The sequence below is a fragment of the Georgenia sp. SUBG003 genome (assembly GCF_000715355.2).
Taxonomy (GTDB): Bacteria; Actinomycetota; Actinomycetes; order Actinomycetales; family Actinomycetaceae; genus Georgenia.
In genome coordinates, this window is record NZ_CP180204.1 from 3,294,223 (window position 1) to 3,318,320 (window position 24,098).

The window sequence follows — 24,098 nt, forward strand, 5'->3', positions numbered from 1 at the left end:
CGCGGACGTTCTCGATCCTCCCCCGGGGCCGGGCGGGCCGCAGGTCGAGCCCGCCGCGGCCTCAGTGGCCGGGCAGGTGAACGGGGTCGCCCTGGTCGCGGCGTCGCAGGAGCGGGGCGACGACGACGGCGGTGAGCACCGCGACGCCGCCGCTGGCCGCCACCATGGTGAACCCGCCGGTGGAGCCGTAGGAGTCGACGAACACGCCGGCCACGGAGGAGCCGACCGAGACCCCCACGTTGATGCCCGTGCTCAGCCACGTCAGTCCCTCGGTGAGGCGCCGGCGGGCCACGAGGTGCTGCACCATGGAGTTGCCGTTGATGATCGTCGGGGAGATCGCGAAGCCGGTCACGAACATCACCGCGGCCATGACGCCGAGGCTGTCGACGAGCAGGAACAGGGCGGTGCCGCCGGCGAGGACGACGACGCCGACGACGAAGCGCCGCCACGCCGGGCCGGTCCAGGTGTGGGCGCCGTAGAGCAGACCCGCGACGACGGACCCCAGCGAGAAGACGCCGAGCAGCACGCCCGCGAGTCCGGGCCGGTCATGCTCGGCGGTGAACGCCACGATCGAGACGTCGGTGGCGCCGAAGATCCCCCCGACGAAGAGGAAGACGACGACGATCCCCACCAGCGAGCCGGACCGCATCACCGAGCCGCGGTGCGCGCCGGCCTCGTGCCGCGCCTGCACCGGCGGCTCGGTGCCGCGCTGGGCGAGGAAGGCGTAGCCGCCCGCCACGATGACGACGGCGGCCACCGCCGCACCGGCCCACGGGGCCACCGAGGTGGCCAGGATCGTGGCGATGACGGGGCCGAGGACGAACGTCGACTCGTCGAGCGCCGACTCCCACGAGTACGCCCGGTGCAGCTCCTTCGGGGTGCGGACCGCCTGCGTCCAGCGGGCGCGCACCAGCGCGCCGACGGACCCGACGCTCGCTCCCGAGACGACGGCGCACGCGTAGACGGTCCAGAGCGGCGCGCCCGTGACGGCGGCCACCACGAGCCCGGCGAGGCCCAGGCCGGCGACCGTGACCGCCGGCGTCATCACGCGTGCCTGGCCGAACCGGTCGACGAGCCGGGCGAGCTGCGGGGCGCAGGCCGCCTGGGCGATGACGAACGTGGCCGAGACGGTGCCGGCCGTGGCGTACGAGCCGGTGATGCTCGAGAGCATCAGGACAATCGCGATGCCCACCATCGAGACGGGGAAGCGGGCGAGGAGGCCCGCCGCCGAGAACGCGAGGGTCCCGGGCAGGCCGAGGATCTCGCGATAGGGGTTGGGCACCGGAGGATTCTTCCACCGGCGGGGCGCCTCCGGGACGGTCGGGCGGGGTGAAGTCGGACACCGGGCGGCCGCTAGCCTGCTGGTCCATGCCCGGCACCGCGTTCACCCCGCCGCCCTCCTTCACCACCCGGCCCACCCTGCGGGGGACCTTCGGGATGTCGGCCACCACGCACTGGATCGCCACGGCGTGCGCGCAGTCGGTCCTCGAGCGCGGCGGCAACGCCTTCGACGCGGCCGTCGCGGCCGGCTTCGTCCTGCACGTCGTCGAGCCGCACCTCAACGGCCCCGGCGGCGACCTGACCGCCGTCTTCGCGACCGCGGAGGACCCGACCCCGGTCGTCCTCATGGGGCAGGGTCCCGCCCCGGCGGGTGCCACCCGTGAGCGCTACCTCGCCGAGGGCCTCGAGCTGGTGCCAGGGTCTGGTGCGCTGGCCGCCGCCGTGCCCGGCGCCGTCGACGCCTGGTTCCTCCTGCTCCGCGACCATGGCACCTGGGAGCTCTCGGACGCGCTGGCCCACGCGATCGGCTACGCCCGCGACGGGCACCCGGCCCTCGGGCGGGTGGGCGCGACCGTCGCCCAGGTGGCGCAGCTCTTCACCGACCACTGGCCCACCTCCGCCGCGCTCTGGATGCCGCGCGGCCGGCCCCCGCGGGAGGACGAGCTCATCCGCAACGAGGCCTACGCCCGGACCCTCGAGCGACTCGTGGCGGCCGGCCGCGAGCCGGGCGTCGCCGACGACCGCGTGGCGCGGATCGACGCGGCCCGCAGGGCCTGGAGCGAGGGGTTCGTGGCCGAGGCGGTGGCGGCGTCCGCCGCGCGCCCGCACCGGCACTCCGACGGCGCCGACCACGCCGGGGTCATCACGCCCGGGACCTCGCCGCGTTCCGGGCCGGCTACGAGCCCGCCGTGACGATCGGGTTCCGCGGGCACACGATCGCCAAGACGGGTGCGTGGGGTCAGGGGCCGGTGCTGCTGCAGGTGCTGAGGATCCTCGACGGGTTCGACGACGACCGGCTCGACCCGTCCACCGCGCTCGGCGCCCACACGATCCTCGAGGCCGAGAAGCTCGCGCTGGCCGACCGGGAGGCCTACTACGGCGACCACCGCGACGTCCCGCTCGACGTGCTGCTCTCCGAGGAGTACGCCGCGCAGCGCCGTGCGCTCATCACCGAGCGGGCCTCGGCCGAGCTCCGGCCCGGGCGGGTCCCGGGCGTCGCACCGTTCCTCCCGCCGCTGCGCGAGGACTACGCCCCGCCGTCGGGCCGCTCCCTGGCCGGCCTGGGCGAGCCGACGGTCTCGCCGACCGGGGAGACACGCGGCGACACCTGCCACCTCGACGTCGTCGACCGGTGGGGGAACATCGTCTCCGCGACCCCCTCCGGCGGGTGGCTGCAGTCCTCGCCCGCCATCCCCGAGCTGGGCTTCTGCCTCGGCACCCGGCTGCAGATGACGTGGCTCGAGGACGGCTCGCCCGCCACCCTCACGCCCGGTCGGCGCCCCCGCACCACCCTCACGCCCACGCTCGTGCTGCGCGAGGGGAGACCGGTCGCCGCGCTCGGCTCGCCCGGTGGTGACCAGCAGGACCAGTGGCAGCTGCTCTACCTGCTCCGCACGATCGTCGGCGGGTACTCCCCGCAGCAGGCGGTCGACGCCCCGGCCCTGCACACCACCTCCGTGCCCGGGTCCTTCTGGCCGCGCACCTGGACGCCGGGCGGCGCCGTCGTCGAGGACCGGCTGGGGGAGGAGGTCATCGCCGACCTGAAGCGGCGCGGCCACCGCGTCACGCGGGCCGGTGACTGGTCTCTCGGCCGGCTCTCCGCCGTCACGGTCGACCCCGCCACCGGCGTGCTCGGTGCGGCGGCGAACCCGCGGGCCCAGCAGGGCGCCGGCGAACCCGGGCGCGTCGAGGACGAGCCATCCGACCCCCAGTCGGTCCCCGCCGGCCGCGCGCGGACGAACGGCTGCAGGTCGACGGGGTCGCCGTCGGCCATGACGGCGACGACCACACCGGCGGCGAGGGGACGGGCGGTCCGCACCACGGGCCCCAGGGAGGCGGCCTCGGGCAGGGCCACGGCGAGGTAGCGCAGCACGGTGCCGAGCGAGAGGACCGAGGCGGCGCGGCCCTCGCGCACCGTCTCGGCGGAGACCAGGTGGAGGCCGTAGCCCCGGCCGGCAAGATGCACGGCGGCGGACGCGAGGGCACTGACCGCCCACTCGAACGAGCTCGTCTCGCCCTGACCGCGGTGGGCGAGGCGCCGCGAGTCCAGGACGAGCACCGCACGCCGCCGGGCCGGCTGCTCCTCCTGGCGGACCATGAGCTCCGCCCGGTGGGCGGTGGCGGGCCAGTGGATCCGGCGCAGGTCGTCGCCGAGCTGGTAGTTGCGGGTGCTGACATCGTCCTCGCCCTGGGTGGCGACCATGTGCGGCACGGGCCAGTCGCCGGCGCCGCCCTGGCGGCGCACCCCGGCCCCGTCGAGAGCCACGATGCGCGGCAGCACGACCACCTCGCCGGAGACCGGCAGCTCCGTGCGGCTGCGTGCCATCCCGAACGGGTCGGTCAGCGTGAGGGTCAGCGGGCCGGGCCGGTACGTGCCGCGCACGCGCCCCTCCACGCCGTATGTGATCGAACGCGTCTCGCCCGGTGCCATGCGAGGCAGGACGAAGCGGGCGGGCGACCCGAGCTGGGCGTCGAGCCGTTCCTCGGCGAGGTGCGGCAGCGTAGCGTGCCGCCCCACGTTGCGCAGCGCCAGCTCGACGTGCCCGGAGTCGCCCCGCTGGAGCTGGGCGGGCACCACCGTGCGGCGCAGCTCCAGGCGCGGGGCGCGGCGCCAGATCGACGCGGCCGCGAGCACCGGGAGGAGCGCGAGGAGGGCACCGATCCGCGTCACGTCCGGGAAGCCCAGCAGCGCGGCGGCGACCACGACGACGACCCCGAGTGCCAGGAAGGCGCGGCCACGGGACGTCAGGCGCGGCGGGGTCATCGCGGTGCGGCGGGAACCGGGACGGCGGCGACGACGGAGGCCAGCACGTCCACCGCGGAGGCGCCGCCGAGCTCCGCCTCGCCGGTCAGGATGATGCGGTGCGCGAGGACCGGGACGAGGAGGCGCTGGACGTCGTCGGGAAGGACGTGGTCGCGGCCCTCGAGCGCGGCGTGCGCGCGGGCGGCCCGCAGCAGCTGCAGGCCTGCGCGCGGGGACGCGCCCAGCCGCAGGTAGCGGCTGCTGCGGGTGGCCGTGACCAGGTCGACGCGTACTGGTGCACCGCCGGGGCGGTGTGCAGCCGCTCGACCGTGCGCACCAGCGCGGCGACGGTCGCGGCGTCCGTGGCCGGCCGCAGGTCCGCCAGCGGCGAGCCGGAGCCGTGGCTGGCGAGCATGCGCAGCTCCGCGGCGGGGTCGGGGTACCCCATGGAGATGCGCGCCATGAACCGGTCCCGCTGGGCCTCCGGCAGGGGGTAGGTGCCCTCCATCTCGAACGGGTTCTGCGTGGCCATGACGATGAAGGGGTCGGGCAGACGGTACGTGCGCCCGTCCACGGTGACCTGCCGCTCCTCCATGGCCTCCAGCAGCGCCGACTGCGTCTTGGGCGACGCCCGGTTGATCTCGTCCCCGACGACGACGTTGGCGAACACCGCGCCCGGGCGGAACTCGAACTCGTGCGTGTCCTGGTTGAACACGCTGACACCGGTGATGTCGCTCGGCAGGAGGTCGGGGGTGAACTGGATCCGGCGCACCGTCGAGTCCACCGTGCGCGCCAGAGCCTTGGCGAGCATCGTCTTGCCGACGCCGGGAACGTCCTCGATGAGCAGGTGACCGCCCGCCAGCAGGACCGTCAGCGCGGTGCGCACCACGTCGTCCTTGCCCTCGATGACGGTCGTCATCGCGCGCTGGGCGTCTGCCGTCACGGCGTGCAGGCGATCGAGGTCGACGTCGACGTCGGCCACCGCGGGTTCCATGCACCGATCGTGCCGCATCGGGCGTCACCGTGGGAACTGTTGCGGGCCGGGACGTCTCGGGCGGACGGCATCGCCCGGGCGGTGCCTCGATCGCCTGTGCGGCCGCGGTTCCCGGCGTAGCGTCCCGTCATGGACTTCCGCCTCGAGCTCGTCCACGTTCCCGTCTCCGACGTCGACCGCGCCCTGCGCTTCTACGTCGACAAGGCCGGCTTCGTCCTGGACCACGACCACGACGTCGGCGGCGGGGTGCGCTTCGTCCAGCTCACACCGCCGGGATCACCGGCCTCGATCGCGATCGGCGACGGCCTCAGCGAGATGCGTCCGGGGTCGGTGGAGGGCCTGCAGCTCGTGGTGGACGACATCGACGCGGCGCACGCCGAGCTCGCCGGCCGGGGGGTCGCGGTCAGCGACGTCCAGGACTTCCCGTGGGGCCGCTTCGTCTTCTTCACCGACCCGGACGGCAACGGCTGGGCGGTGCAGCAGATCGTCTGAGCCGGGAAGGAGATGCCCCGGCGGAGACCGGAGGCGGTCCGGCGCCAGCTGCGCCCGTGCGGCGCCGCGGCGGCAGGGTACGGGCGTAACGTTGACAGGCGCGACGGCGCGCGATTCGCGGGAGCGTGCGATGACGGTGGAGCAGCTCGACCAGGGGCGGCAGGCCTACGCGCGCCACCAGTGGGGCGCCGCGTACGCCAGCATCGCCGCGGCGCGGAGCGAGGCGCCGCTGCCTCCGGACGACCTCCTGCTCATGGCCACCTCCGCGGCCCTGCTGGCACGCGACGACGAGTCGGACGACCTCTTCGCCGCGGCCTACCGCGGCTCTCTCTACGCCGGCCGGCCGGACAGCGCCGCCCGGTGCACGTTCTGGGCCGCGGCGTGGCTGCTCCACCGTGGGCGGTCCGGTCGCGCCGCGGGATGGATGACCCGTGCCCGACGGCTCGTCGACTCCGGGGTCGGTGAGCTGGAGCAGGCCTACCTGCAGCTCCTCGAGGCGCGCGAGGCAGTGGTGGCCGGCAGGCTGGACGACGCCGTCCGCGAGGCCACTCAGGTCCTCCGGACCGCTCAGCTCCTCGGCACCGAGGAGGCGCACGGGACCGTGAGGACGCACGGGACCGCGGACCTGCTCGGGACGGCGAGCTGGACCGGGGACCTCGCGACGCTCGCGGGCCTGACGCTCGCCACCGGCGAGGTGCTGCGCGGCCGCGGCCCGTCCGGTCTCGCACTCCTGGACGAGGTCGTCGCGGCGGTGAACGGAGGCGCCCTGTCCGCCCTGACCGCCGGTATCGCCCTCTGCACCGCCGTCGACCTGTCCGCGGCGAGCATGGACCTGCCGCGCGCCCGCGAGTGGACGACGACGCTGACACGCTGGTGCGACGCCCAGCCCGACCTCGTCGTCTTCCGCGGAGAGTGTCTCGTCGCCCGCACCCGGCTCATGCGTCTGCGCGGCGCGTGGCCCGAGGCTGTGGCGGAGGCCGGTCGCGCGGCCACCCGTCTGAGCGACCCGCCCGGGCAGCCGGGGGCCGGTGACGCCTGGTACGAGCTCGGCGAGGTGCTGCGTCTGCGGGGCGAGCTCGGCGCGGCCGAGTCGGCCTACCGCAGCGCTGACGAGCACGGCCGTGACCCGCAGCCGGGGCCTGCACTGGTCAGCCTGGCCCGCGGCAGGACCGCGGAGGCGGCGGACACGGTCCGGCAGTCGCTGGCGCAGGAGCTCCGGCCGCCGGAGCGGGCTCGGTTCCTTCCCGCGGCGACGGAGGTGCTCCTGGCCGCCGGGGACGTCGAGCGTGCTCGCGGAGCGGCCGCCGAGCTTGGCGGGGCGGTGCAGGCTCGGTGCGACGGTCACGGACGGCCCGTTCGACGTCGAGGTCCTCGGCGTCTCGTCGGGACTCACCGAGCTCGCCGGCACCACGGCGACGGCCACGGCCGAGGGCGAGTACGTCGTCGTCCGGCTGCGGGTCACCGCGACCGCGCCGGGCCCGTCCTACTTCCTCGACGTCGACCAGCGGCTGCTCGACGCGGGCGGCACGCAGCACCGGCCGGATCCGGGCGCGGGCCTGGCGGTCGACGGCAACCGCCTGTGGCTGGCGCAGCTCGGCCAGGGTGAGACGGCCGAGGGCGTGGTCGTCTTCGACGTCCCGGCCGGCACCGAGCCCACCATCTTCGTGCTGCACGCCTCGGACGCGAGCGCCGGTGTCCCGGTGGAGCTGCCGACCTCGTAGGACACTCGGGACGGAGGTGTGATGGTGCGAGCCGGGCTGGAGCGTGCCGGGAGGCGCCGGTCGGTCGTGCGCGGGACCGGCGGTCGCTGGGTGCCCTGGCTGGTGGCCGCCCTCGCCGCGTCCGTGTACGTCACCTTCGCCGTGACCCAGTGGCGCCTCCTCGAGGTCCCGTCGTGGGACCTCGGAATCTTCACCCAGCTCGCTCAGCGGTACTCGCGCCTCGAGGCGCCGGTGGTCACGATCAAGGGCGCGGGCTTCAACCTCCTGGGCGACCACTTCCACCCCCCTGCTGGCCGCGCTCGGGCCGGTGTACCGGCTGTTCCCGTCGGGTCTGACGCTGCTGGTGGTCCAGGCGCTCCTCCTCGCGCTGTCGGCCGTGCCGCTCACGGCCGTGGCCCGCGAGCTGCTCGGCCCCCGCCGGGGCGCCGCGCTCGGCATCGCCTACGCGTTCAGCTGGGGCCTGCAGGGCGCCGTGGCGGCGCAGTTCCACGAGATCGCCCTCGCCGTCCCGCTGCTCGCGTTCTCCCTCGCCGCCTTCCTGCGTGCCCGGTGGTGGGCCTGCGCGCTGTGGGCAGCGCCGCTCGTGCTCGTGAAGGAGGACCTCGGCCTGACCGTCGCGGCCCTCGGGCTCGTGATGTGGTGGCGCGGCCCGGCAGCCGTGGGGCGGGTCCCCGGCGCGGGCCCCGCGGCCTGGCCGCGTCGCGCTGTGGACGCCGTGCGCCGCGACCGGCAGGCGCAGGTGGGCGCGGGTCTGGCCGCGTGGGGGGGCGGTGTCGTTCGTGCTCACGCTCGGCGTGATCCTGCCTGCCCTGAACCCGCGCGGCACCTACGACTACTACGACCGGGTGGCCACCGAGGGCCGCGCCGGGCTCCTCGACGTCCTGGCCGGTGCGCTCGGGCCCGGCGAGAAGTGGGTGACGGTCCTGCTGCTGGTCCTGGCCGCCGGCGTGACAGGTGCCCGGTCCCCGCTGGTGTGGCTGTGGGTGCCGACCCTGGCGTGGCGGTTCGTCGGCGAGGTCGAGCACTACTGGGGCTGGGAGTGGCACTACTCCGCCGTCCTCATGCCTGTGGCCACCGCCGCGCTGCTGGACGCCGTCGCGGGACCGGCGGCGGCGCGACGGCGCCTGCCCCGTGGTGGGTGGGCGAGTGCCGGCGTCGCCGTGGCCCTGGCGACCACGGTGCTGATGACGCCGACGACGCCGGTCGCCCGCCTCGCGGACCCCGGCACCTACCAGCCGTCTCCCCCGGCTCGCCGGCGTCCGGGCCGCGGTCGACGCCGTGAGAGCCGGCAGCACCGTCGAGTCGGACATCTACCTCATGGCGTACCTGGTGCCCCGGGCGCAGGTGTACTGGGTCGGGAACGACGGCAACCCAGCGCCGGACTACGTGGTGCTCGACACCCGGGGGCGCACCTGGCCGGACCTGACGATCACGGACGCCGCCGCCCTGGCGGAGAGCCGTCACCCCGGCACCTCCTACGGCGTCGTCGTCGACACCGACGGCTACCAGGTGGCCGAGCGGACCGGCTGAGCACCGGCGTTTTCTCGGCGAGGCCTCCGGTGAATAGGGTGGCGACGTGTCTGCCCACGCGTCCCGTCGCCCCATGCTCGCCCCGCTCCTCGCCGTTCTCACGCCGCTGCTGGCCGTCCTCGCGCTGCTCGCCGTCGTCCTCGCGCCGCCGGCGCACGCCCACGACGTGCTGACCGGTTCTCAGCCCGTCGACGGCGCCCAGCTCGACGCCGCGCCGGCCGAGATCGTGCTGACCTTCAACAACGAGCTCCTCGACACCGCCCAGGCGGTCGTCGTCACCGACGCGTCCGGCGCGACGGTGGCCGAGGGGGAGCCCACCATCGCGGGCACGGACGCCACGTTCCCCCTCCCCGCCCTCGACGCCGGCGCGTACACCGCGGCGTGGTCCGTCGTCTCCTCCGACGGTCACCGCATCGACGGCGAGCTCGGCTTCGCCGTCGCCGGCGCGGCGGAGGAGCCGACGACTGAGGCGGGCGCTGCGCCGTCGGCCCCCGCGCCGACCGCCTCGCCCGACAGCGTGACCGCCCCGGACGCCACCGCCACGGCTCCGGCGGAGGAGAGCGCGCCGGCCACCGGCCTCCCGGCCTGGCTGGTCGTGCTGCTGGCCGTGGGCGCCCTGGGCGCCGTCGTCGCCATCGCCGTGCGGCGCTGGCGCGAGCAGGGCTGACGGGGGCGGTCCAAAACCACACCTGGCCCTCCGCCCCGTCGCTACTGTGTGCCTCCTCGGCGGGGAGGGACGATGGGCGCGAGGAGCCGCGCGCTTCGATGGATGGACGTCAGCGCGGAGGTGCTGGCAGCGCCCGACGCGCACACGGCGCACGGGCGGCTGGTGCGCGCCCTCGCCGAGGAGTTCCACGCCTACTTCGTGGTCCGCACCTGCACCGGGCCCGACGGGGCGCCGGCCGCCCGGTACCTGCCTGACGGCGCCGCCCCCCTGCGGGCCTGGCCCACGGCGATGGCCGACGTGGACCAGCACCCGCTGGTGGCGCACCTCCTGCACGCCCGCCCCGCCGGGCCGGTCACGCTCACCGACGCCGTCGCCTCGGGCCGTCCCCTCGCCGCCCGCACCCGCGAGCTCATCGAGTCGTTCGGCCTCACCATCCACCAGCTCGCCCTCCCGATGCCCGCTCCGGCGCCGTGCGAGGTGTTCGCGCTGGTCGCCGAGGAGGCCTTCCGGGCTGACGAGCAGGAGGCAGCCCGTCTCCTCCAGCCTGTCGTCGCCGGGCTGGACCGGCACGTCGCGCTGCTCGCCAGGATCGAGGAGGGGACGACGGCGGAGCGTGCGCCGAGTGCGGTCGCTCCGGCCGGGCCGGTGCTCACCCCCCGCGAGCTGCTCGTGCTGCGGGGGATCGCCGGAGGCAGCACGGTGAGCGGCATCGCGGCGCGGCTCGCGATCTCCCCGCGCACGGTCCACAAGCACCAGGAGAACCTCTACCGCAAGCTCGGGGCGGTGGACCGGCTCTCCGCCGTCCTCGAGGCGCAGCGCGCGGGCCTGCTTCCGGTGGACGAGCGCCCGGGAGCGGGCCGGATGCCGGCACTCCACCCGTCGTGACCTACCCTGCGGTCATGACCACGACCGGCCTGGACCCCGCGCGCACGGGCTCGCCCGTGGAGGCGGTGGACCGGGCGCTCCTGGTGCTCCAGGAGCTCGCGGCCGCCGGGCCGGGCGGTGCCGCGCTGGCCGACCTCGCCACCCGTCTGGGCGTCCACAAGACCACCCTGCACCGGGTGCTCGCCGCGCTGCGGTACCGCGACTTCGTCGCCCAGGACCCGTCGACCGGCCGCGACGTCCTGGGCCGGGGCGCGGTCGACCTGGGTGATCGGTACCTCGGCCAGGACAACCTGCCGCTGCTGCTGCACCCCGCCCTGCTCGCGCTGATGGGCGACGTGGGCGAGCTGGTCCACCTCGGCGCGCTCGCGGGCGCCCACGTGCAGTACCTCGACAAGGTCGAGCCCGACCGGCCGATCCGGGTGTGGTCCGCCGTCGGCATGCGCATGCCGGCGGTGACCACCGCCCTCGGCCGGGCCATGCTCGCCTTCCGCGGCACCGACCGCGCCGGGCTCGGGACGTACCTGCCCGCGGCCCGCGACCGCGCGGTGGACGCCGACCACGTGTGGGAGACGCTGGCCCGCGCCCGCGCCCGTGGGTACGCGATGGAGGACCAGGAGAACGAGCCCGGCATCGCGTGCGTCGCGGTGCCGCTGCTGCGGGCCGGAGCCGCGGTGGCGGCGGTGAGCGTCACGGCGCCGGCGGAGCGGATGACCGCCGCCCGGGTCGGCCGGCTCCACGACCGGATGCGGTCCGTGCTCGGCCCCATGCTTCCGCCCGGCCTCCCAGCTTCCCGCGGCCCCGTAGCGCCGGCCCTGGGCCGCCGACTTTGTGCCCGGGGCGTCCGCATGCCATCCTCGGTTGCGCTCAACGCCACGCACATTTCGCTGACCGAAACGGACCACTGTGGATCCTCTCGCCGCCCTCGCGGACACCCGGCTCGTCCCCGTCGTCGTGCTGGACGACGCCGCACACGCCGCACCGCTCGCCGCCGCCCTCGTGGCCGGCGGCCTGCCGGTCGCCGAGGTCACCTTCCGCACGGGCGCGGCCGTCGACGCGATCGAGGCCATGGCCGCACGGGGCGACATGCTCGTCGGCGCGGGGACGGTCCTCACCCCTGCGCAGGTGGACGCCGCGGTCGCGGCCGGGGCGAGCTACGTGGTCTCCCCCGGGCTCAGCCGTGCGGTGGTCGAGCGGTGCCAGGAGCACGGGGTCCTCCCGCTGCCCGGAGCCGTCACGGCCACCGAGGTGCAGGCCGCCCTCGAGCTCGGGCTCACCGCCGTGAAGTTCTTCCCCGCGGCCACCTCGGGCGGCGCCGCCGCGATCAAGGCGCTGTCCGCCCCGTTCGCCGGCCTGCGGTTCGTCCCCACCGGAGGCATCGGCCCGGACAACCTGCACGAGTACCTTGGCGTGCCGTCGGTCGCCGCGGTCGGCGGCTCCTGGATGGTGCCCGGCGACGCGGTGCGCGCCGGCGACTTCGAGACCGTCACGCGACTGACGGCCGAGGCCGTCCGCCTCGCCGGCGCCTGAGGGCCTGAGCTCCTCGGCTCGCACCGCGCTCGTGCCGCGTGCGCGGCACCTGCCGGCGTGGGCCCGTCCGGCCCGCCGGATAGGCTTCCGACGCGCCCACCGCCGAGGAGAACCATGAAGATCCTGCTGCCCAGCACCGCACCGCTCGACCCGTCGCTGCCCGACGCGTCTCCGCCGTCGTCTACGACGCCGGGGCACCCGTGCCGGAGGAGCATCTCGACGCCGACGCCCTCGTGGCGTGGGGCAACCGGCGCGAGGACCTCGCGGCGGTCGCGGGCCGCATGCCGAACCTCCGTTGGGTGCAGACGCTGGCCGCGGGCCCCGACTCCGTGCTGTCGGCGGGCTTCCCGCCCGAGGTGGTCGTCACGTCCGGGGTCGGGCTGCACGACGCCACGGTGACCGAGCACGCCCTCGCCCTGACGCTGGCCCTGCTGCGCCGCCTGCCCCAGGTGGCGGCCGCGCAGGCCGATCACCGGTGGGCGGACGAGATCGGCGGGCTGCAGCCGCTGCGGCCCGAGGGCGCAGTGACCTCGCTCATCGGCGCGCGGGTGCTCGTGTGGGGATTCGGCAACATCGGCCGCACGCTCGCGCCGCTGCTCCGTGGCCTGGGCGCCGAGGTGCGGGGCGTCGCACGCACCGCCGGGACGCGGGACGGCTTCGACGTCCTCGCCGAGGCGGACCTGACGGCCGAGCTCGCGCACACCGACGTGCTGATCATGATCCTGCCCGCCACTGCGCAGACCGAGCGGGCGCTGGACGCGGACCGGCTCGCCGCCCTGCCGCGGCACGCCTACGTGGTGAACGTCGGCCGCGGGGCGACGGTGGACGAGGACGCCCTGGCCGAGGCGCTGCGGACCGGCGCGATCGCCGGCGCCGCCGTCGACGTCACCGCGGTCGAGCCGCTGCCCGCCGGCTCCCCGCTGTGGGACCTGCCCAACCTCATCATCACGCCGCACGCGGCGGGTGGCCGCCCGGTAGGTGCAGACGAGCTCGTGGCCCACAACCTCGCGGCTCTGCGCGCGGGCGAGGAGCTGCGCAACGTCGTCGCCCGCTGAGGCGGGCCTCCGGCCCGGGCGGACCGCGGCGCGACGTCCTTCGCCGATGACCGGGGGTGCGTCGCGCCGTCGGGGGACATGGCGTCGGGAACAACGAACGAGCGGCCGCTCGCGCACCTGCTGAGGTGCGCGGGCGGCCGCCCGTCAAGGGCTGAGGGACCCGCGTGGCGGGGGTGGTTGGGGTGGCGGGAGCCCTCGGTGCCCGACCGGCCTTACGCCGGTGGATCGACCGGCTCGAAGCCGGGGCAGGTCGCGGCGAGGTCCGCGTCGATGGCCATGACCAGGACGCCGAAGTCGGCGTCACTCAGATAGGCGAAGCCCTTCGGCACCTTGCCCTGGTAGGCGGCGCCGCTCCCGACGGTGGCGCGCGAGTGGATGAGCGGCTCCGCCGTGGTGCCCGTCCCGGACATCCAGGCCTGGACGGCGGCGTCCGCGGACCCGGTGCAGTCGGGCCGGTCGTAGCCGCCCTCCTCGATGGGTGCCGCGACGATCATGGCGCCGAGGTCGGACAGGGGCATCCAGGCGGTGCCGTTCTTCGCGAGCTGCTCGCGCGCGCTGTCGTTCCAGTCGATCTTGTAGCAGTGGTGGGCCGACGCGCTCGTGGCGGTCGCGACGCCCAGTGCCGCGACGGTGGCGGCGACGGCGCCCGCCCGGCGCCTCCAGGTGCGGGCGGTGCGGTGACGTGTCCCGGTCACGGGAACCTCCTCGACGACGTGCCGCCCCGGTGGCGGCGCCATGGACGGAAGTCTCGCGAGCGAGCCCACCGGAGGGCCATACGCACAAGTACGTATGGCGCCCGGGTGCACACGCCGTCATGGAACGTCATGGAACGGTCACGACGTCGTCGCGGCGCCGTGACGCCGGCGGCCGACCGGGGCGGTGGCCGTGACGCCGACGGCCGACCGGGGGCGGCGGGACTCGGCGTCGCCCCGGAGGTGGCGCCAGGGCCGGCCGTCGGCGTGGGGCTCTTCTCGGCCGACGGCGTCGTCTCCTCGGCCGCGTCCCCTCCTCGGCCGGCGTCGTCTCCTCGGCCGGGGCGGGGGCGCCGGGCTCAGCCGAGGCGCCGTCCGTCGTCTCGGTGGTCGCCGCCTCGGTCTCCGTCCCAGGTGACGGCGTCGGTTCCTGCTCGCCCGAAGGTGCGGCGGTCTCAGCCTCGGGCACCGCGGTGTCGGTTCCGCCGTCCCCGTGGGACCGGAGAAGCTCGACGATCTGGGCCTCGTAGGCGCTGAGCCGTTCCTGGATCTGGGCCAGCGGCACGTCCTGGATCGTGGCGCCGAAGGCCGCGATCTCCTCCCACAGCTCCTGCAGGCGGGCGGCGCTCGCCTCGTCGAGGGGCTCGTCGACGGGCAGGACCAGCTGGGTGGCGAGGGCGTAGGTCACGCACTCCAGGCAGGCGTAGTTCACGGCGGCGGCCAGGTTCTGGGGCGCGAGCCCGTCGGCCTGGCCGAGGACCAGCACCACCTGGAAGGAGACCGCCACCGTGCGGCAGTCGGTGCAGCTCGCCAGGGCGTAGGCCTCGTTGGTGCTGAGCACGGTGTCGCCGTCGGCCCAGACCAGGGCGAAGGCGACGTCGTAGACGGTCGACCCGTCCGTGGTGTTCACCGCGAGCGCCTGGTTGTCGCCCTCGCCGGGCGGCAGGGGCCGGTCGAAGGGGAACACCCAGGTGGGCGCCGGCGTCGCGGCCGCCTGGCCGGCGTCCGACGGCGCAGGGGCCTGCCCGGAGTCCGGGGGATCGACCCCGTGGCGGCCCGGGAGGTGCTGGCCCGGCCGCTCGCCGCGCTCGGCGCGGGACGGCGCGAACGGCTGGACACCGCGACGGCGCAGCGGCTGCTGGCCTGCTACGGCATCGACGTCCTTCCCGCCACCACGGTCCACGGCCCGGAGGAGGCGGTCGCCGCCGCCGAGCGGATCGGCTGGCCGGTCGCGCTGAAGACCGAGAACGAGGTGCTGCGCCACCGCGCGGACCTCGGTGGCGTACGGCTGGACCTGACCGACGCGGACGCGGTGCGCGAGGCGATGGCGCTGATGGAGGCGCGCACCCGGGAGGTCCTCGGCCGCACCTCTGCGTTCGAGGTCCAGGCCATGGCGCCGCCGGGGGTCGCGTGCGTCGTCCGGGGCACGGAGGACGACCTGTACGGGCCGGTCGTCTCCTTCGGGCTCGGCGGCGACGCCACGGAGCTGCTCGGGGACGTGTCCCACCGCATCACGCCGCTGACGGCGTCCGACGTGAGCGAGATGGTGCGCTCGGTCCGCGCCGCACCGCGGCTCCTCGGGCACCGCGGCCTGCCGCCGGTCGACGTCGCCGCGCTGGAGGACGTCATCGCCCGGGTGTCCGTGCTCACCGACGACCTGCCGGAGGTGGTGAGCGTGACGCTCAACCCGGTGATCGTGGGGGAGCGGGGGGCACGCACCACCTCCTTCTCGGTCGAGGTGGCCCACCCCGTCCGCCAGGACGCGGGCCGGCGTGCCCTGCCGATCCCCCCGGCAGAGGACGGGGAGCGCGCCGGGGTGGGAGAATGACCCGGTGCTGACCAACCTCGCCAAGCAGCTGCGTGCGGATCTCGACCACGCCGGCTACTACCCGGACGTCGTCGCCGGGGTGATCGACGTCGCCCTGGCCGACGAGCCCGTCACCTCCTTCCTCGTCCACCCCGAGACCACCTTCGACGAGGCCGAGGTCTTCCGGCACCTCACCGCCCTCGTCCTGACGCCCACCCGTCTGGTCGTGGCCCACGTCGACGACGCGCCGGGGCCGGACGGCAGGCCCTCCGCGCTCGCCACCACGGACTCCGTGCCGCTGGGCGAGATCCGTTCCGTGGCGCTGACCCACGGCGTCAGCGAGCCCGCCCGGGCGCGCGGCATGCAGGTCCAGGAGCTGACCGTCGCCGTCAGCTGGGGCACCGCGCAGACGCTCGACCTGGCGCCGGCCACCTGCGGGGACCCCGAGTGCGAGGCCGACCACGGCTACACCGGGAACTTCACCCCCGAGGGCGTCGAGGTGCGCGTCAGCGCCCACGCCGAGGGCTCCGACGCCCTCAAGGGCGCCCTCGCGTTCGGGCCGGAGGACCCGGGGAACCCGGGGATCGGGAGCGTCGCCCGGCCGCCGTCGTGCCGGCGCCTGCGACCGAGAAGGCGGGCGAGCTCCCGTTCGTACTGAGGACCCGGTGACACGGCCCGGCCGTGGAAGGTCCAGCTGAGCAGGTACTCGGGATTGAACTGCCGGTCGCACCGGGTGCAGCTGGCCGGGCGGGCGGGCCGGCGGTGCCGGTCGTAGCTGTGCCCACGCGGGCAGATGCCACGCCACGGGGCGGGCGCCCTCGGGGCGTCCGCGTCGACGAGCCGGGAGCCGGAGCATCCGATCGCCAGGGCCTTGGCCCGCCACACGCCGTCGTGCCCGTGCTTCGGGCCGACGAGGGCGTGCGCGATCTCGTGCAGGATCGTGTCCCGCACGTGCTCCTCCGAGTACAGCTCCATGAGGTGCCGGGAGACGGAGATCGTGCGGGTGTCGAACCTGCAGGCACCGGCGCGGCGCTTGGCGTTGTCGAACGCGAAGCGCCACGACCTCAGGCCGTGCACCCTGAGGAGGCCCAGGCCGAGTGCGCGGACCGCCCTCAGCTCCATGTGCCGACTCCTTCCCGGACCGCGGTCACCGCCCGCCCCGAGCTTTCTGCTTCCGTACTGCCACGAGCGTACGGCGCGGCGCCGTCACGGCGGGGCGGCGGTGTGGACGTGTGATCAACACGTCTCCGCCCTGTGGGTAGCGAGGAGCTCACGACCACCTCCCGGCCGTCGTCGGCCGTGCGTCGCCGGGTCCGCACCGCTTCTGCTCCCGGGCCGTCCAGGTCGTCGTCACCGGCCAGGCCTTCGTCGCCGGCCGGGCGCGCCGGAGCGATTCTCGGTGGCCGACGCCACCGCGCCGTCCGGAAGTCCTCGACGCCGTTCCGTGTTGGAACTGGCATGACAAGGTCCCTGACCTCGCTGGAGCGCGTCAGCCACAGCGTCGGGACGGCTCCCACCCGCGTCGCGGAACGCGGCGCGCCTGCCGAGTCCCCGACCGACGTCGTCGATGTCGACGTCGTCGTCATCGGCGCCGGCCAGGCCGGACTCTCCGCCGGCTACCACCTCCGTCGTCGCGGCTTCGTCCCGGCCTTCGGTGCCGACGAGGTGACTTCTCGCGGAGAAGTTGACGTCTCGCGCCTGGGGTGGGGGGCGGAGAGTGTGACTTCTCGCGGAGGAGTTGACGTCTCGCGCGAGGGGGTGGTGGGGACGTACGTCGTCCTCGACGCCGAGGACGGGCCCGGTGGCGCGTGGCGGCACCGCTGGCGCTCGCTGCGCATGGCGACCGTCAACAACATCTACGACCTGCCGGGCATGGCCCAGCCCGAGGTCGACCCGTGCGACGCGAGCGTCGACGTGCTGCCCGCCTACTTCGCCGACTACGAGCACGTCCTCGGCCTCGGCGTCCTCCGCCCGGTCAGGGTCCGGGAGGTGCGCAGGGCCGACGACGACCCCCACGGGCGCCTCCTCGTCACGGCGGACACCGTCCCACCCCTCGCGGCCCGCGCCGTCGTCAACGCCACCGGCACCTGGACCAAGCCGTTCTGGCCCCACTACCCCGGGCAGGAGAGCTTCCGGGGCCGCCAGCTCCACGTGGCCGACTACGTCAGCGCCGACCAGTTCGCCGGCCAGCACGTGGTGGTGGTCGGCGGCGGTATCTCCGCCGTCCAGCTGCTCGAGGAGATCTCGCACGTCGCGATGACGACGTGGGTCACCCGCCGGGAACCGGTCTGGCGCGACGAGGACTTCGACCCCGAGGCCGGGCGCCGGGCGGTCGCCAGGGTCGAGGAACGCGTCCGCCAGGGCCTGCCCCCGCGGAGCGTCGTCTCCGTCACCGGGCTCAGCTGGCGGCCGGAGCTGCGCGCGGCGGCCGGGCGGGGAGTCCTCGACCGGCACCCGATGTTCACCCGCATCGAGCCCGACGGCGTCCGCATGGCCGACGGCTCCTTCGTGCGCGCCGACGTCATCCTCTGGGCCACCGGGTTCCGGGCTGCGCTGGACCACCTGCGACCGCTCCGCCTGCGCGGCCGCGGCGGCGGCATCGCGATGGACGGCACGCAGGCGGCCGACGAGCCGCGGCTGCACCTCATCGGGTACGGGCCGTCGTCGTCCACCGTCGGCGCGAACAGGGCCGGGCGGGAGGCGGTAGCGCGTGTGCTGGCGCGCCTTCGCGCAGGCGCAGACGGCCGTCCACGGCAGTTCACGACGGCGCGGTAGACCGGTCCGACGAACCCCGCCAGCCCCCGGTCCTCACGGCCGCCCCTCAGACGTCGCCGAGCAGCCTGTTCTTGCGATCCCGACGACAACCAGGACCAGGGGCAGCACGACGAGGAAGAGGATGACGAAGTGGCTCGGCTGCAGGCCGTTGCTGAACATGCGGCCGTCCGCTCGCACCCTACGGGGATTGGGGTACCAGCACGTCCGGTTCCGTCCGTTCCCGTACCCGCGGGTGCGGCGGCCGGCGGTCGCCTGGCCTGGCCTGGCCGGTGCCCCGGCTCCCACGCCCGCCGGGGCGCTACGCTGACCGCGCCTCGCCGTCGTCGACGAAGGAGCCCCGCATGGCCGAGCACGTGCTCGTGGAGCAGGCCGACGGCGTGCTCACCGTGACCCTGAACCGGCCCGCGAAGAAGAACGCGCTGACCGCGGAGATGTACGCCGCCCTCGGGGCGGTGATGACCCGGGCCGACGACGACGCGGAGGTCCGCTGCATCCTGCTGCGCGCCACCGGCGACAGCTTCTGCGCCGGCAACGACCTCGCCGACTTCGTCACGGCGGGGCGGGCGGACGAGGCGAGCCCCGGCCACGGACCCGGGGCGGACCGCGAGCCGGCTCGTCGGCTCCCCGCCGCCGGTCCCGCCGCGACCGCCCCGCCCCCTCGGTCCGTGACGGCTGGGGCGCGGTCCGGGGCTCGACCCGGGCCCGGGCCGCGCTGACGGTGCTGCTGGCCGCGCACACCGCCATGGTCGCGGTGATGTCCATGACGCCGCTGCATCTCCAGCACGTGGCGGGGACGACGGCCGGGGGACCCGGTTTCCTGACCGTCGTCGGGTTCACGATCTCCCTCCACGTCGCCGGGATGTACGCGCTGTCCCCCGTCATGGGGTGGTCCGCCGACCGGTTCGGCGGGGGCGCGACCGCCCTCGGAGGGCTGGCGTTGCTGCTCGCCGCGGTCGCGTTCGCCGGCCTTGGCCAGGGAGCGATCACGACTGTGACGATCGGGCTGGTGCTGCTCGGGATCGGCTGGTCGGCCGCCACGGTAGCCGGATCCGCCCTGCTCGTCGAGGCCGTCCCGCCCGCCCGGCGCGTCACGGCGCAGGGCCTCTCGGACGCCCTGATGAGCGGCGCGGGCGCGCTCGGCAGTCTCGCCGCCGGGCTGGTGATGGGCTGGTCCGGCTACGGGGTGCTCAACGGGGTCACGGCCGTGCTCGTCGGTGGCGTGGCCGTTCTCGCGGCCCGGGCGCTGCGCGTGGGTCGCCGCTCCCGCGGATGACGCGGACCGGCCGGTGGCCGGCTCAGGCGGCCGGGCGGGGGCCGGTGAGGGCTGTGTCCCTCGGGCGTGCGGCGGCGTACCAGCCCGCGAGGAGCAGGACGATCAGCGTCACGTCGACGGCGTCGCCGGCGTAGTACATGAGCTGGGCGCCGGCCTCGGCGTCGGCCACCTCCACTCCTGCGGGCGGGTGGGCGTAGAGCCACTTGGCAAGGACGGAGTGGACGGCGATGAAGGTGACCAGCACCGCGGCCCGCACGGTCAGCGGTGCGCGGTGCGGGTCGGGGTCCACGCTCAGGATCGAGGCCGTGAAGACGTAGCCGGCCAGGAAGATGTGGGCGTGGACGGCCGCATGGACTAGCGCCGAGCTGTGCATCTGGTGGTAGAGCTCGGTGGTGTACAGCAGCCAGAGTCCGCCCGCGTCGAGCGTTGCGGCGACGGCTGGACAGGTCACGATCCGCACGACGGGGTGGCGCAGCAGGCCCGTCAGCGTCCGGGCCCGGCCTGCCGGAAGGGCCCGCAGCGCGAGCGTGACGGGGGCACCGAGAACCAGGAGGAGCGGTGCGAGCATGCCCAGCAGCACGTGCCCGAGCATGTGGGCGGTGAAGCTGGCACGGGCCGCCTCGGCGACCGGGCCGAGCAGGGCCGCACCGGCGCCGACGAGGCCCGCGAACCACAGGGCGGTGCGGTGCGCGGGCCACGGGCTGCGGTCACGCGCGGCCCGCAGCGCGGCCGCATAGCCGCCGGCGGCGACGAGCAGGACGAGGACGACGCCGGTCTCGAGCAACGGCCAGGGGCCGGCGTCGTGCTGGTGGTTCATCCCGCGCTCACGAGGTGCTGGAGGGCCGCGTCCGCCGCAGCAGGAGAAGGCCGAGGAGGACGAGCAGCGCGGCGGAGCCGATCCAGGCGACGTCGTAGGGCAGGAGCTCCACGTCGTAGCGGATCTGGTGGACCCGCAGCACCTTGTGGAAGACGACGCCGTCGAAGAGCTGCATCAGCCCGACTCCGGTCACCACGGCCGCCACCCAGCGGCCCCAGGCGATCTCGGCGCGGCGTCGCAGGTCGGCCAGCAGGAACAGGCTCCAGATGGTGACGAACCACCCGAAGGCGTGGAAGAAGCCGTCCGCCGTCAGCGCCACCGCGGTGGTGGAGCGGTCGTAGAAGTGATGCCAGTGCAGGGCCAGGTGGAAGATGAACAGGTCGATCATGGATGCCGCGATGCCGGTGCCGAAGAGGAGCCCGGAGCACACGGCCCGCCGGTCGAGGTCGATCGCTCCCCGCTCGGCGGGCCGTCCGGCCGGGACGCTGCCCGCGGAGTCCGACGTCGCCATCGAGAGGTCCTTCCGGTCCGCTGGTCTCGTCCCGTCATCGTCGCCGCTGGAGACTGGGTCCGCGCGCCGGACGCCAGACGCCGCCTGCCCGGCGAGGCAGGCCGGGCCGTCCGGATGCAGGCGTCGGCTCCTCAGGTTCAGGAGGCGGTGGCCGTCTTCCAGCGGTCCTCGATGCGGCCCAGCCGCCAGATCGCGAGGCTGACGAGCCAGGCGATGAGGAAGAGCGCGACGAGGGCGTAGCCCACGCTCCCCCATGTCGAGGGCGGCCGCCCAGCCGAGGAACCCGCCCGTGGGCCCGAGGTGCTCGGCGAGCAGCTGGAGCAGCACGGTGACGCCGATACCGAGGGCGGCGATGACCGACAGGACCGTGACGGTGAGGTTGTAGTAGACCTTGCGGACCGGCGCGAGGAACGCCCAGCGGTACGCGCGCGCCATGAGGACGCCGTCGGCGGCGTCGAACAGGCTCATCCCGGCGGCGAAGAGCACCGGCAGCACGAGGATGGCGTACCAGGGCAGGGTCAGCGCTGCGGTGCCGCCGGCGAGGACGAGCAGCGCCACCTGGGTGGCGGTGTCGAACCCCAGCCCCATGAGCAGCCCGACGGGGTACATGTGCCACGGCTTCGTCACGCGGCGGGTGAACCGGCCGAGCAGCCTCGCCATCACTCCGCGGTTGTTCAGCAGCCGCTCGAGCTCGCGCTCGTCCAAGCCTGCGCCGCGCATCTCCCGGAACACCCGCACGATGCCGCGCACGGAGCCGAGGTTCAGCAGCCCGATGAGGATGAGGAAAGTGCCGGCCACGATCGAACCGACCGTGCCGAGCATCTGCTGCATCGCCGACCCGGAGTCGGCGACCGGACCGGCGACCGCCTTGACGCCGAGCGCGAGCAGCAGGGCGAGCCCGAAGACCACGCTGGAGTGACCGAGGGAGAACCAGAACCCCACGCTCAGTGCCGGGCGGTTCTCGCCGACGAGCTTGCGGGTGGTGTTGTCGATCGCGGCGATGTGGTCGGCGTCGAAGGCGTGGCGCGCACCGAGCAGGAACGCGGTGACGCCGAGCCCGACGCCGAACACCCCGGCGCTGCCGACGGTGAGCTGCTGGGGCGCGACGGCGAGCAGCAGGACTCCCCAACCGACGAGGTTGAGCAGCAGAACCACCGTGGCCATGCCGGCGACCGAGCGCTTCTCGGCGCCGTTCCACCGGCGGGGCCGGGCCGTGCGCGAGGTGACGGACGCGGTCAGGGACATGGGGGCGATCCTCTCGGAGCGGGTCAGAACAGCTGAGGGACGCTGCCGGCCGCCGTGTAGAGCGCCACGATAACCAGCAGCACGGTGAAGGCGAGGTTGAGCCGGGCCGGGCTCACCCGGGACGTGATCCGGGCGCCGATGAGGCTCCCGGCCACCGAGGCGGCGGTGAAGGCACCGATGAGGCCCCAGTCGAGGGTGACGTCCTGGCCGAGCCTGGAGACGAGCGCGCTGGCGCTGTTGATGGTGATGACCACCAGCGAGGTGCCGACGGCCACGGGCATGGGCAGCCGCATGGCCAGCACGAGCGCGGGCACGACGGCGAACCCGCCGCCGACGCCGAAGAATCCGGTCAGCAGGCCGACGGCGGTGGCCGTCAGCAGCAGGACGCCGACGGCGCGGCAGTCGCACCGGAAGGGGCGAAGCGAGAGCATCGGGGTGGTCCGCGCCTCCACCTCGCCCTGGCCGGCGGCCTGCCTGCGGGCGGAGGTCCGCCGCCGCCGGGTCATCACCCCGGCGACGACGAGCATGAGGCCCGCGAAGGCGACGAGCAGGACGTCCTGGGGCACCGTCGTCGACAGCAGCGAGCCGAGGAACGCCCCGCCGACGCCGAGGAGGCCGAAGACGACACCCTGCCCGAGGCGCACCCGGCCGGCGCGCAGGTGCGGCAGCATCCCGATCAGGGTCGTGATGCCGACGATGACCAGCGAGCCGGTCGTCGCGGCCCGGGCGTCGAGGCCCAGGAGATAGACGAGGGCGGGGACGGTGAGGATGGAGCCGCCGCCGCCCAGGGCGCCGAGGGTGATCCCGACGACGACCCCGAGCGGGACGGCGAGGACGAGCGCGCTCACGCCGAGGCGGTCGCCTGGTCGGAGACGATCGGCAGGCCGGCGGCCTGCGCGGAGCGGTCGAAGCTGTCGTCGACCACGACCACGCGACGACCGGTGGCCGCGACGAGCGAGGCGGCGATCGAGGCGCGGTAGCCGGACGCGCAGTGCACCCAGACCTCACCCTCCGGCACCTCGTCCATGCGCTGGACGATGTCGTGGATCGGCAGGTGCACGGCGCCGTCGATGTGGCCGTCGCGCCACTCGCTGACCCGGCGGACGTCGAGCACGGTGACGGCCCGGTGGTGACGGACCTGCTCGAGGTCGGCGAAGCTGGCGCTGGGCAGCTCGGCGAGCGGCGCGTCGGTCCAGTCCTCCGGGCGCCCGGTCGCGGCCGCGGCGGGCCGGTCGATGCCGATCCGCGTCAGCTCGCGCTGCGCCTCGGCCACCTGCTCCGGGCTGTCGCCGAGCAGCGTGACCGGCGTGCCCCACGGGATCAGCCAGCCGAGGTAGGTGGCGAACTGGCCGTCCAGCCCGAAGTTGAACGTGCCCGGCACGTGACCCTTCGCGAAGGCCGTGCGGGTGCGCAGGTCCACCAGCCACTCCCCCGCCTCGAGCCGACGTCGGAGCTGGTCCTTGTCGGCGCGCTCCGGCTCGGAGAGGTCGGCGGCGGTGGGGCCGGAGGAGTTGGCCGGGCCCATGTGCACGTAGTACGCGGGGTAGGCGTCCAGCCCGGCGAGGGTGTCCGCGACGAAGTCGGCCTCGTCCTGGGACATCACCGGGTTGATCATCCGCTCGCGGCCGATGGTCGAGGCGGTGGTGTCGCCACCGGCGGAGGTGGCGGCGCAGAAGCTGCCGAACCCGTGGGTCGGCATCACCCTCGTCTCGTCGCTCAGCTCGGCGGCGAGCCGGCGCGCCGAGCTGTACTGGTGGCGGGCGAGCTCGTGGGTGTGGGCCTCGCCGAGCAGGTCCGGCCGGCCGGTGGAGCCGAAGAGCAGCGAGCCGCCCGAGAACACCGCGGGGTCCTCGCCCTCGAGCAC

At 75.1% G+C, this 24,098-nt stretch carries 20 protein-coding genes and 8 pseudogenes; 16 read left to right on the top strand and 12 right to left on the bottom strand.

From position 1 onward, the window contains the following. Positions 1-61: 61 nt before the first annotated feature. Positions 62-1,282 (bottom strand): MFS transporter, encoded by a 1,221-nt coding sequence (locus tag DA06_RS17070; protein ID WP_052436894.1) that lies wholly within the window; start codon positions 1,280-1,282, stop codon positions 62-64. An 86-nt stretch (positions 1,283-1,368) separates the two neighbouring features. Here DA06_RS17070 and DA06_RS17075 point away from each other — a divergent pair. Continuing rightward, positions 1,369-3,167: pseudogene (locus DA06_RS17075) on the top strand (gamma-glutamyltransferase family protein); the annotation flags it as partial. A gap of 332 nt (positions 3,168-3,499) precedes the next feature. On the opposite strand, the pseudogene DA06_RS17080 reads toward DA06_RS17075, so the two are convergent. Next, a pseudogene (locus tag DA06_RS17080) lies at positions 3,500-4,264 on the bottom strand (DUF58 domain-containing protein); the annotation flags it as partial. Further along, positions 4,261-5,237: pseudogene (locus DA06_RS17085) on the bottom strand (AAA family ATPase). The pseudogenes DA06_RS17080 and DA06_RS17085, both read right to left, overlap by 4 nt. 129 nt (positions 5,238-5,366) lie before the next feature. On the opposite strand from DA06_RS17085, the gene DA06_RS17090 reads away from it, so the two are divergent. Next, complete coding sequence (locus DA06_RS17090) at positions 5,367-5,729, top strand: VOC family protein (protein WP_043502301.1); 363 nt, start codon at positions 5,367-5,369, stop codon at positions 5,727-5,729. Here DA06_RS17090 and DA06_RS17095 read toward each other — a convergent pair. Continuing rightward, on the bottom strand, positions 5,683-7,074 hold the full coding sequence (locus DA06_RS17095; protein WP_418605540.1) for a hypothetical protein: 1,392 nt from the start codon (positions 7,072-7,074) through the stop codon (positions 5,683-5,685). The two genes, DA06_RS17090 and DA06_RS17095, sit on opposite strands and share 47 nt — an antisense overlap. Between DA06_RS17095 and DA06_RS17100 the strand changes: the two are divergent. From DA06_RS17100 to DA06_RS17140, 9 genes and pseudogenes are all read left to right on the top strand, one after another. Next, positions 7,016-7,348, top strand: a pseudogene (locus DA06_RS17100) (hypothetical protein); the annotation flags it as partial. The gene DA06_RS17095 and the pseudogene DA06_RS17100 sit on opposite strands and share 59 nt — an antisense overlap. A gap of 409 nt (positions 7,349-7,757) precedes the next feature. Further along, a pseudogene (locus DA06_RS17105) lies at positions 7,758-8,042 on the top strand (DUF2079 domain-containing protein); the annotation flags it as partial. A 355-nt stretch (positions 8,043-8,397) separates the two neighbouring features. After that, a pseudogene (locus tag DA06_RS17110) lies at positions 8,398-8,607 on the top strand (hypothetical protein); the annotation flags it as partial. Positions 8,608-8,728: 121 nt separating this feature from the next. Then, on the top strand, positions 8,729-8,980 hold the full coding sequence (locus tag DA06_RS17115; protein ID WP_052436896.1) for a hypothetical protein: 252 nt from the start codon (positions 8,729-8,731) through the stop codon (positions 8,978-8,980). 46 nt (positions 8,981-9,026) lie between these two features. Further along, positions 9,027-9,647 carry a copper resistance CopC family protein gene (locus DA06_RS17120; RefSeq protein WP_043502314.1) on the top strand — a complete coding sequence of 207 codons (621 nt, stop codon included), beginning with the start codon at positions 9,027-9,029 and terminating at the stop codon, positions 9,645-9,647. Between the two features lie 102 nt (positions 9,648-9,749). Next, positions 9,750-10,532 (top strand): LuxR family transcriptional regulator, encoded by a 783-nt coding sequence (locus DA06_RS17125; protein ID WP_052436898.1) that lies wholly within the window; start codon positions 9,750-9,752, stop codon positions 10,530-10,532. 14 nt (positions 10,533-10,546) lie between these two features. After that, positions 10,547-11,215, top strand: a pseudogene (locus DA06_RS17130) (IclR family transcriptional regulator); the annotation flags it as partial. 220 nt (positions 11,216-11,435) lie between these two features. Then, entirely contained in the window at positions 11,436-12,059 is a 624-nt protein-coding gene (gene eda / locus DA06_RS17135) for a bifunctional 4-hydroxy-2-oxoglutarate aldolase/2-dehydro-3-deoxy-phosphogluconate aldolase (protein ID WP_043502318.1), read from the top strand. Between the two features lie 200 nt (positions 12,060-12,259). Further along, a complete protein-coding gene (locus tag DA06_RS17140; protein ID WP_418605542.1) occupies positions 12,260-13,114 on the top strand; it encodes an NAD(P)-dependent oxidoreductase in 855 nt (284 codons plus the stop codon). A 212-nt stretch (positions 13,115-13,326) separates the two neighbouring features. On the opposite strand, the gene DA06_RS17145 is transcribed toward DA06_RS17140, so the two are convergent. After that, positions 13,327-13,809 carry a hypothetical protein gene (locus tag DA06_RS17145; RefSeq protein WP_043502321.1) on the bottom strand — a complete coding sequence of 161 codons (483 nt, stop codon included), beginning with the start codon at positions 13,807-13,809 and terminating at the stop codon, positions 13,327-13,329. Positions 13,810-13,936: 127 nt separating this feature from the next. After that, positions 13,937-14,773 carry a hypothetical protein gene (locus tag DA06_RS17150; RefSeq protein WP_418605543.1) on the bottom strand — a complete coding sequence of 279 codons (837 nt, stop codon included), beginning with the start codon at positions 14,771-14,773 and terminating at the stop codon, positions 13,937-13,939. Between the two features lie 81 nt (positions 14,774-14,854). Between DA06_RS17150 and DA06_RS17155 the strand changes: the two genes are divergently transcribed. Beyond that, complete coding sequence (locus DA06_RS17155; RefSeq protein ID WP_418605544.1) at positions 14,855-15,634, top strand: acetate--CoA ligase family protein; 780 nt, start codon at positions 14,855-14,857, stop codon at positions 15,632-15,634. A 4-nt stretch (positions 15,635-15,638) separates the two neighbouring features. After that, positions 15,639-16,271 carry a DUF5998 family protein gene (locus tag DA06_RS17160; RefSeq protein ID WP_418605545.1) on the top strand — a complete coding sequence of 211 codons (633 nt, stop codon included), beginning with the start codon at positions 15,639-15,641 and terminating at the stop codon, positions 16,269-16,271. 200 nt (positions 16,272-16,471) lie between these two features. On the opposite strand, the pseudogene DA06_RS17165 reads toward DA06_RS17160, so the two are convergent. Continuing rightward, a pseudogene (locus DA06_RS17165) lies at positions 16,472-16,735 on the bottom strand (SprT-like domain-containing protein); the annotation flags it as partial. Between the two features lie 336 nt (positions 16,736-17,071). Between DA06_RS17165 and DA06_RS17170 the strand changes: the two are divergent. Next, complete coding sequence (locus DA06_RS17170; RefSeq protein WP_418605546.1) at positions 17,072-18,388, top strand: FAD-dependent oxidoreductase; 1,317 nt, start codon at positions 17,072-17,074, stop codon at positions 18,386-18,388. Positions 18,389-18,421: 33 nt separating this feature from the next. Here the strand turns inward: DA06_RS17170 and DA06_RS17175 are convergent, their stop codons facing one another. Further along, positions 18,422-18,547 (bottom strand): hypothetical protein, encoded by a 126-nt coding sequence (locus tag DA06_RS17175; RefSeq protein ID WP_418605547.1) that lies wholly within the window; start codon positions 18,545-18,547, stop codon positions 18,422-18,424. A 182-nt stretch (positions 18,548-18,729) separates the two neighbouring features. On the opposite strand from DA06_RS17175, the gene DA06_RS17180 reads away from it, so the two are divergent. Then, the gene (locus DA06_RS17180; RefSeq protein WP_418605548.1) at positions 18,730-19,104 is read left to right on the top strand and encodes an enoyl-CoA hydratase/isomerase family protein; all 375 of its coding nucleotides are present in this window, start codon (positions 18,730-18,732) and stop codon (positions 19,102-19,104) included. Between the two features lie 2 nt (positions 19,105-19,106). Then, complete coding sequence (locus DA06_RS17185) at positions 19,107-19,661, top strand: MFS transporter (protein WP_418605549.1); 555 nt, start codon at positions 19,107-19,109, stop codon at positions 19,659-19,661. 22 nt (positions 19,662-19,683) lie between these two features. On the opposite strand, the gene DA06_RS17190 is transcribed toward DA06_RS17185, so the two are convergent. From DA06_RS17190 to DA06_RS17205, 4 genes are read right to left on the bottom strand one after another with little or no spacing between them, the layout of a single operon-like run. After that, positions 19,684-20,478: a cytochrome c oxidase assembly protein gene (locus DA06_RS17190; RefSeq protein WP_052436901.1), complete on the bottom strand. Its 795-nt coding sequence runs from the start codon at positions 20,476-20,478 to the stop codon at positions 19,684-19,686. 7 nt (positions 20,479-20,485) lie between these two features. Continuing rightward, complete coding sequence (locus tag DA06_RS17195; RefSeq protein WP_418605551.1) at positions 20,486-22,234, bottom strand: DUF2243 domain-containing protein; 1,749 nt, start codon at positions 22,232-22,234, stop codon at positions 20,486-20,488. Between the two features lie 23 nt (positions 22,235-22,257). Then, positions 22,258-23,082, bottom strand: coding sequence for a sulfite exporter TauE/SafE family protein (locus DA06_RS17200; RefSeq protein ID WP_043502347.1), 825 nt, complete (start codon positions 23,080-23,082; stop codon positions 22,258-22,260). After that, positions 23,079-24,098, bottom strand: coding sequence for a rhodanese-like domain-containing protein (locus tag DA06_RS17205; RefSeq protein WP_418605552.1), 1,020 nt, complete (start codon positions 24,096-24,098; stop codon positions 23,079-23,081). Before DA06_RS17205 ends, DA06_RS17200 begins: the two co-directional genes overlap by 4 nt.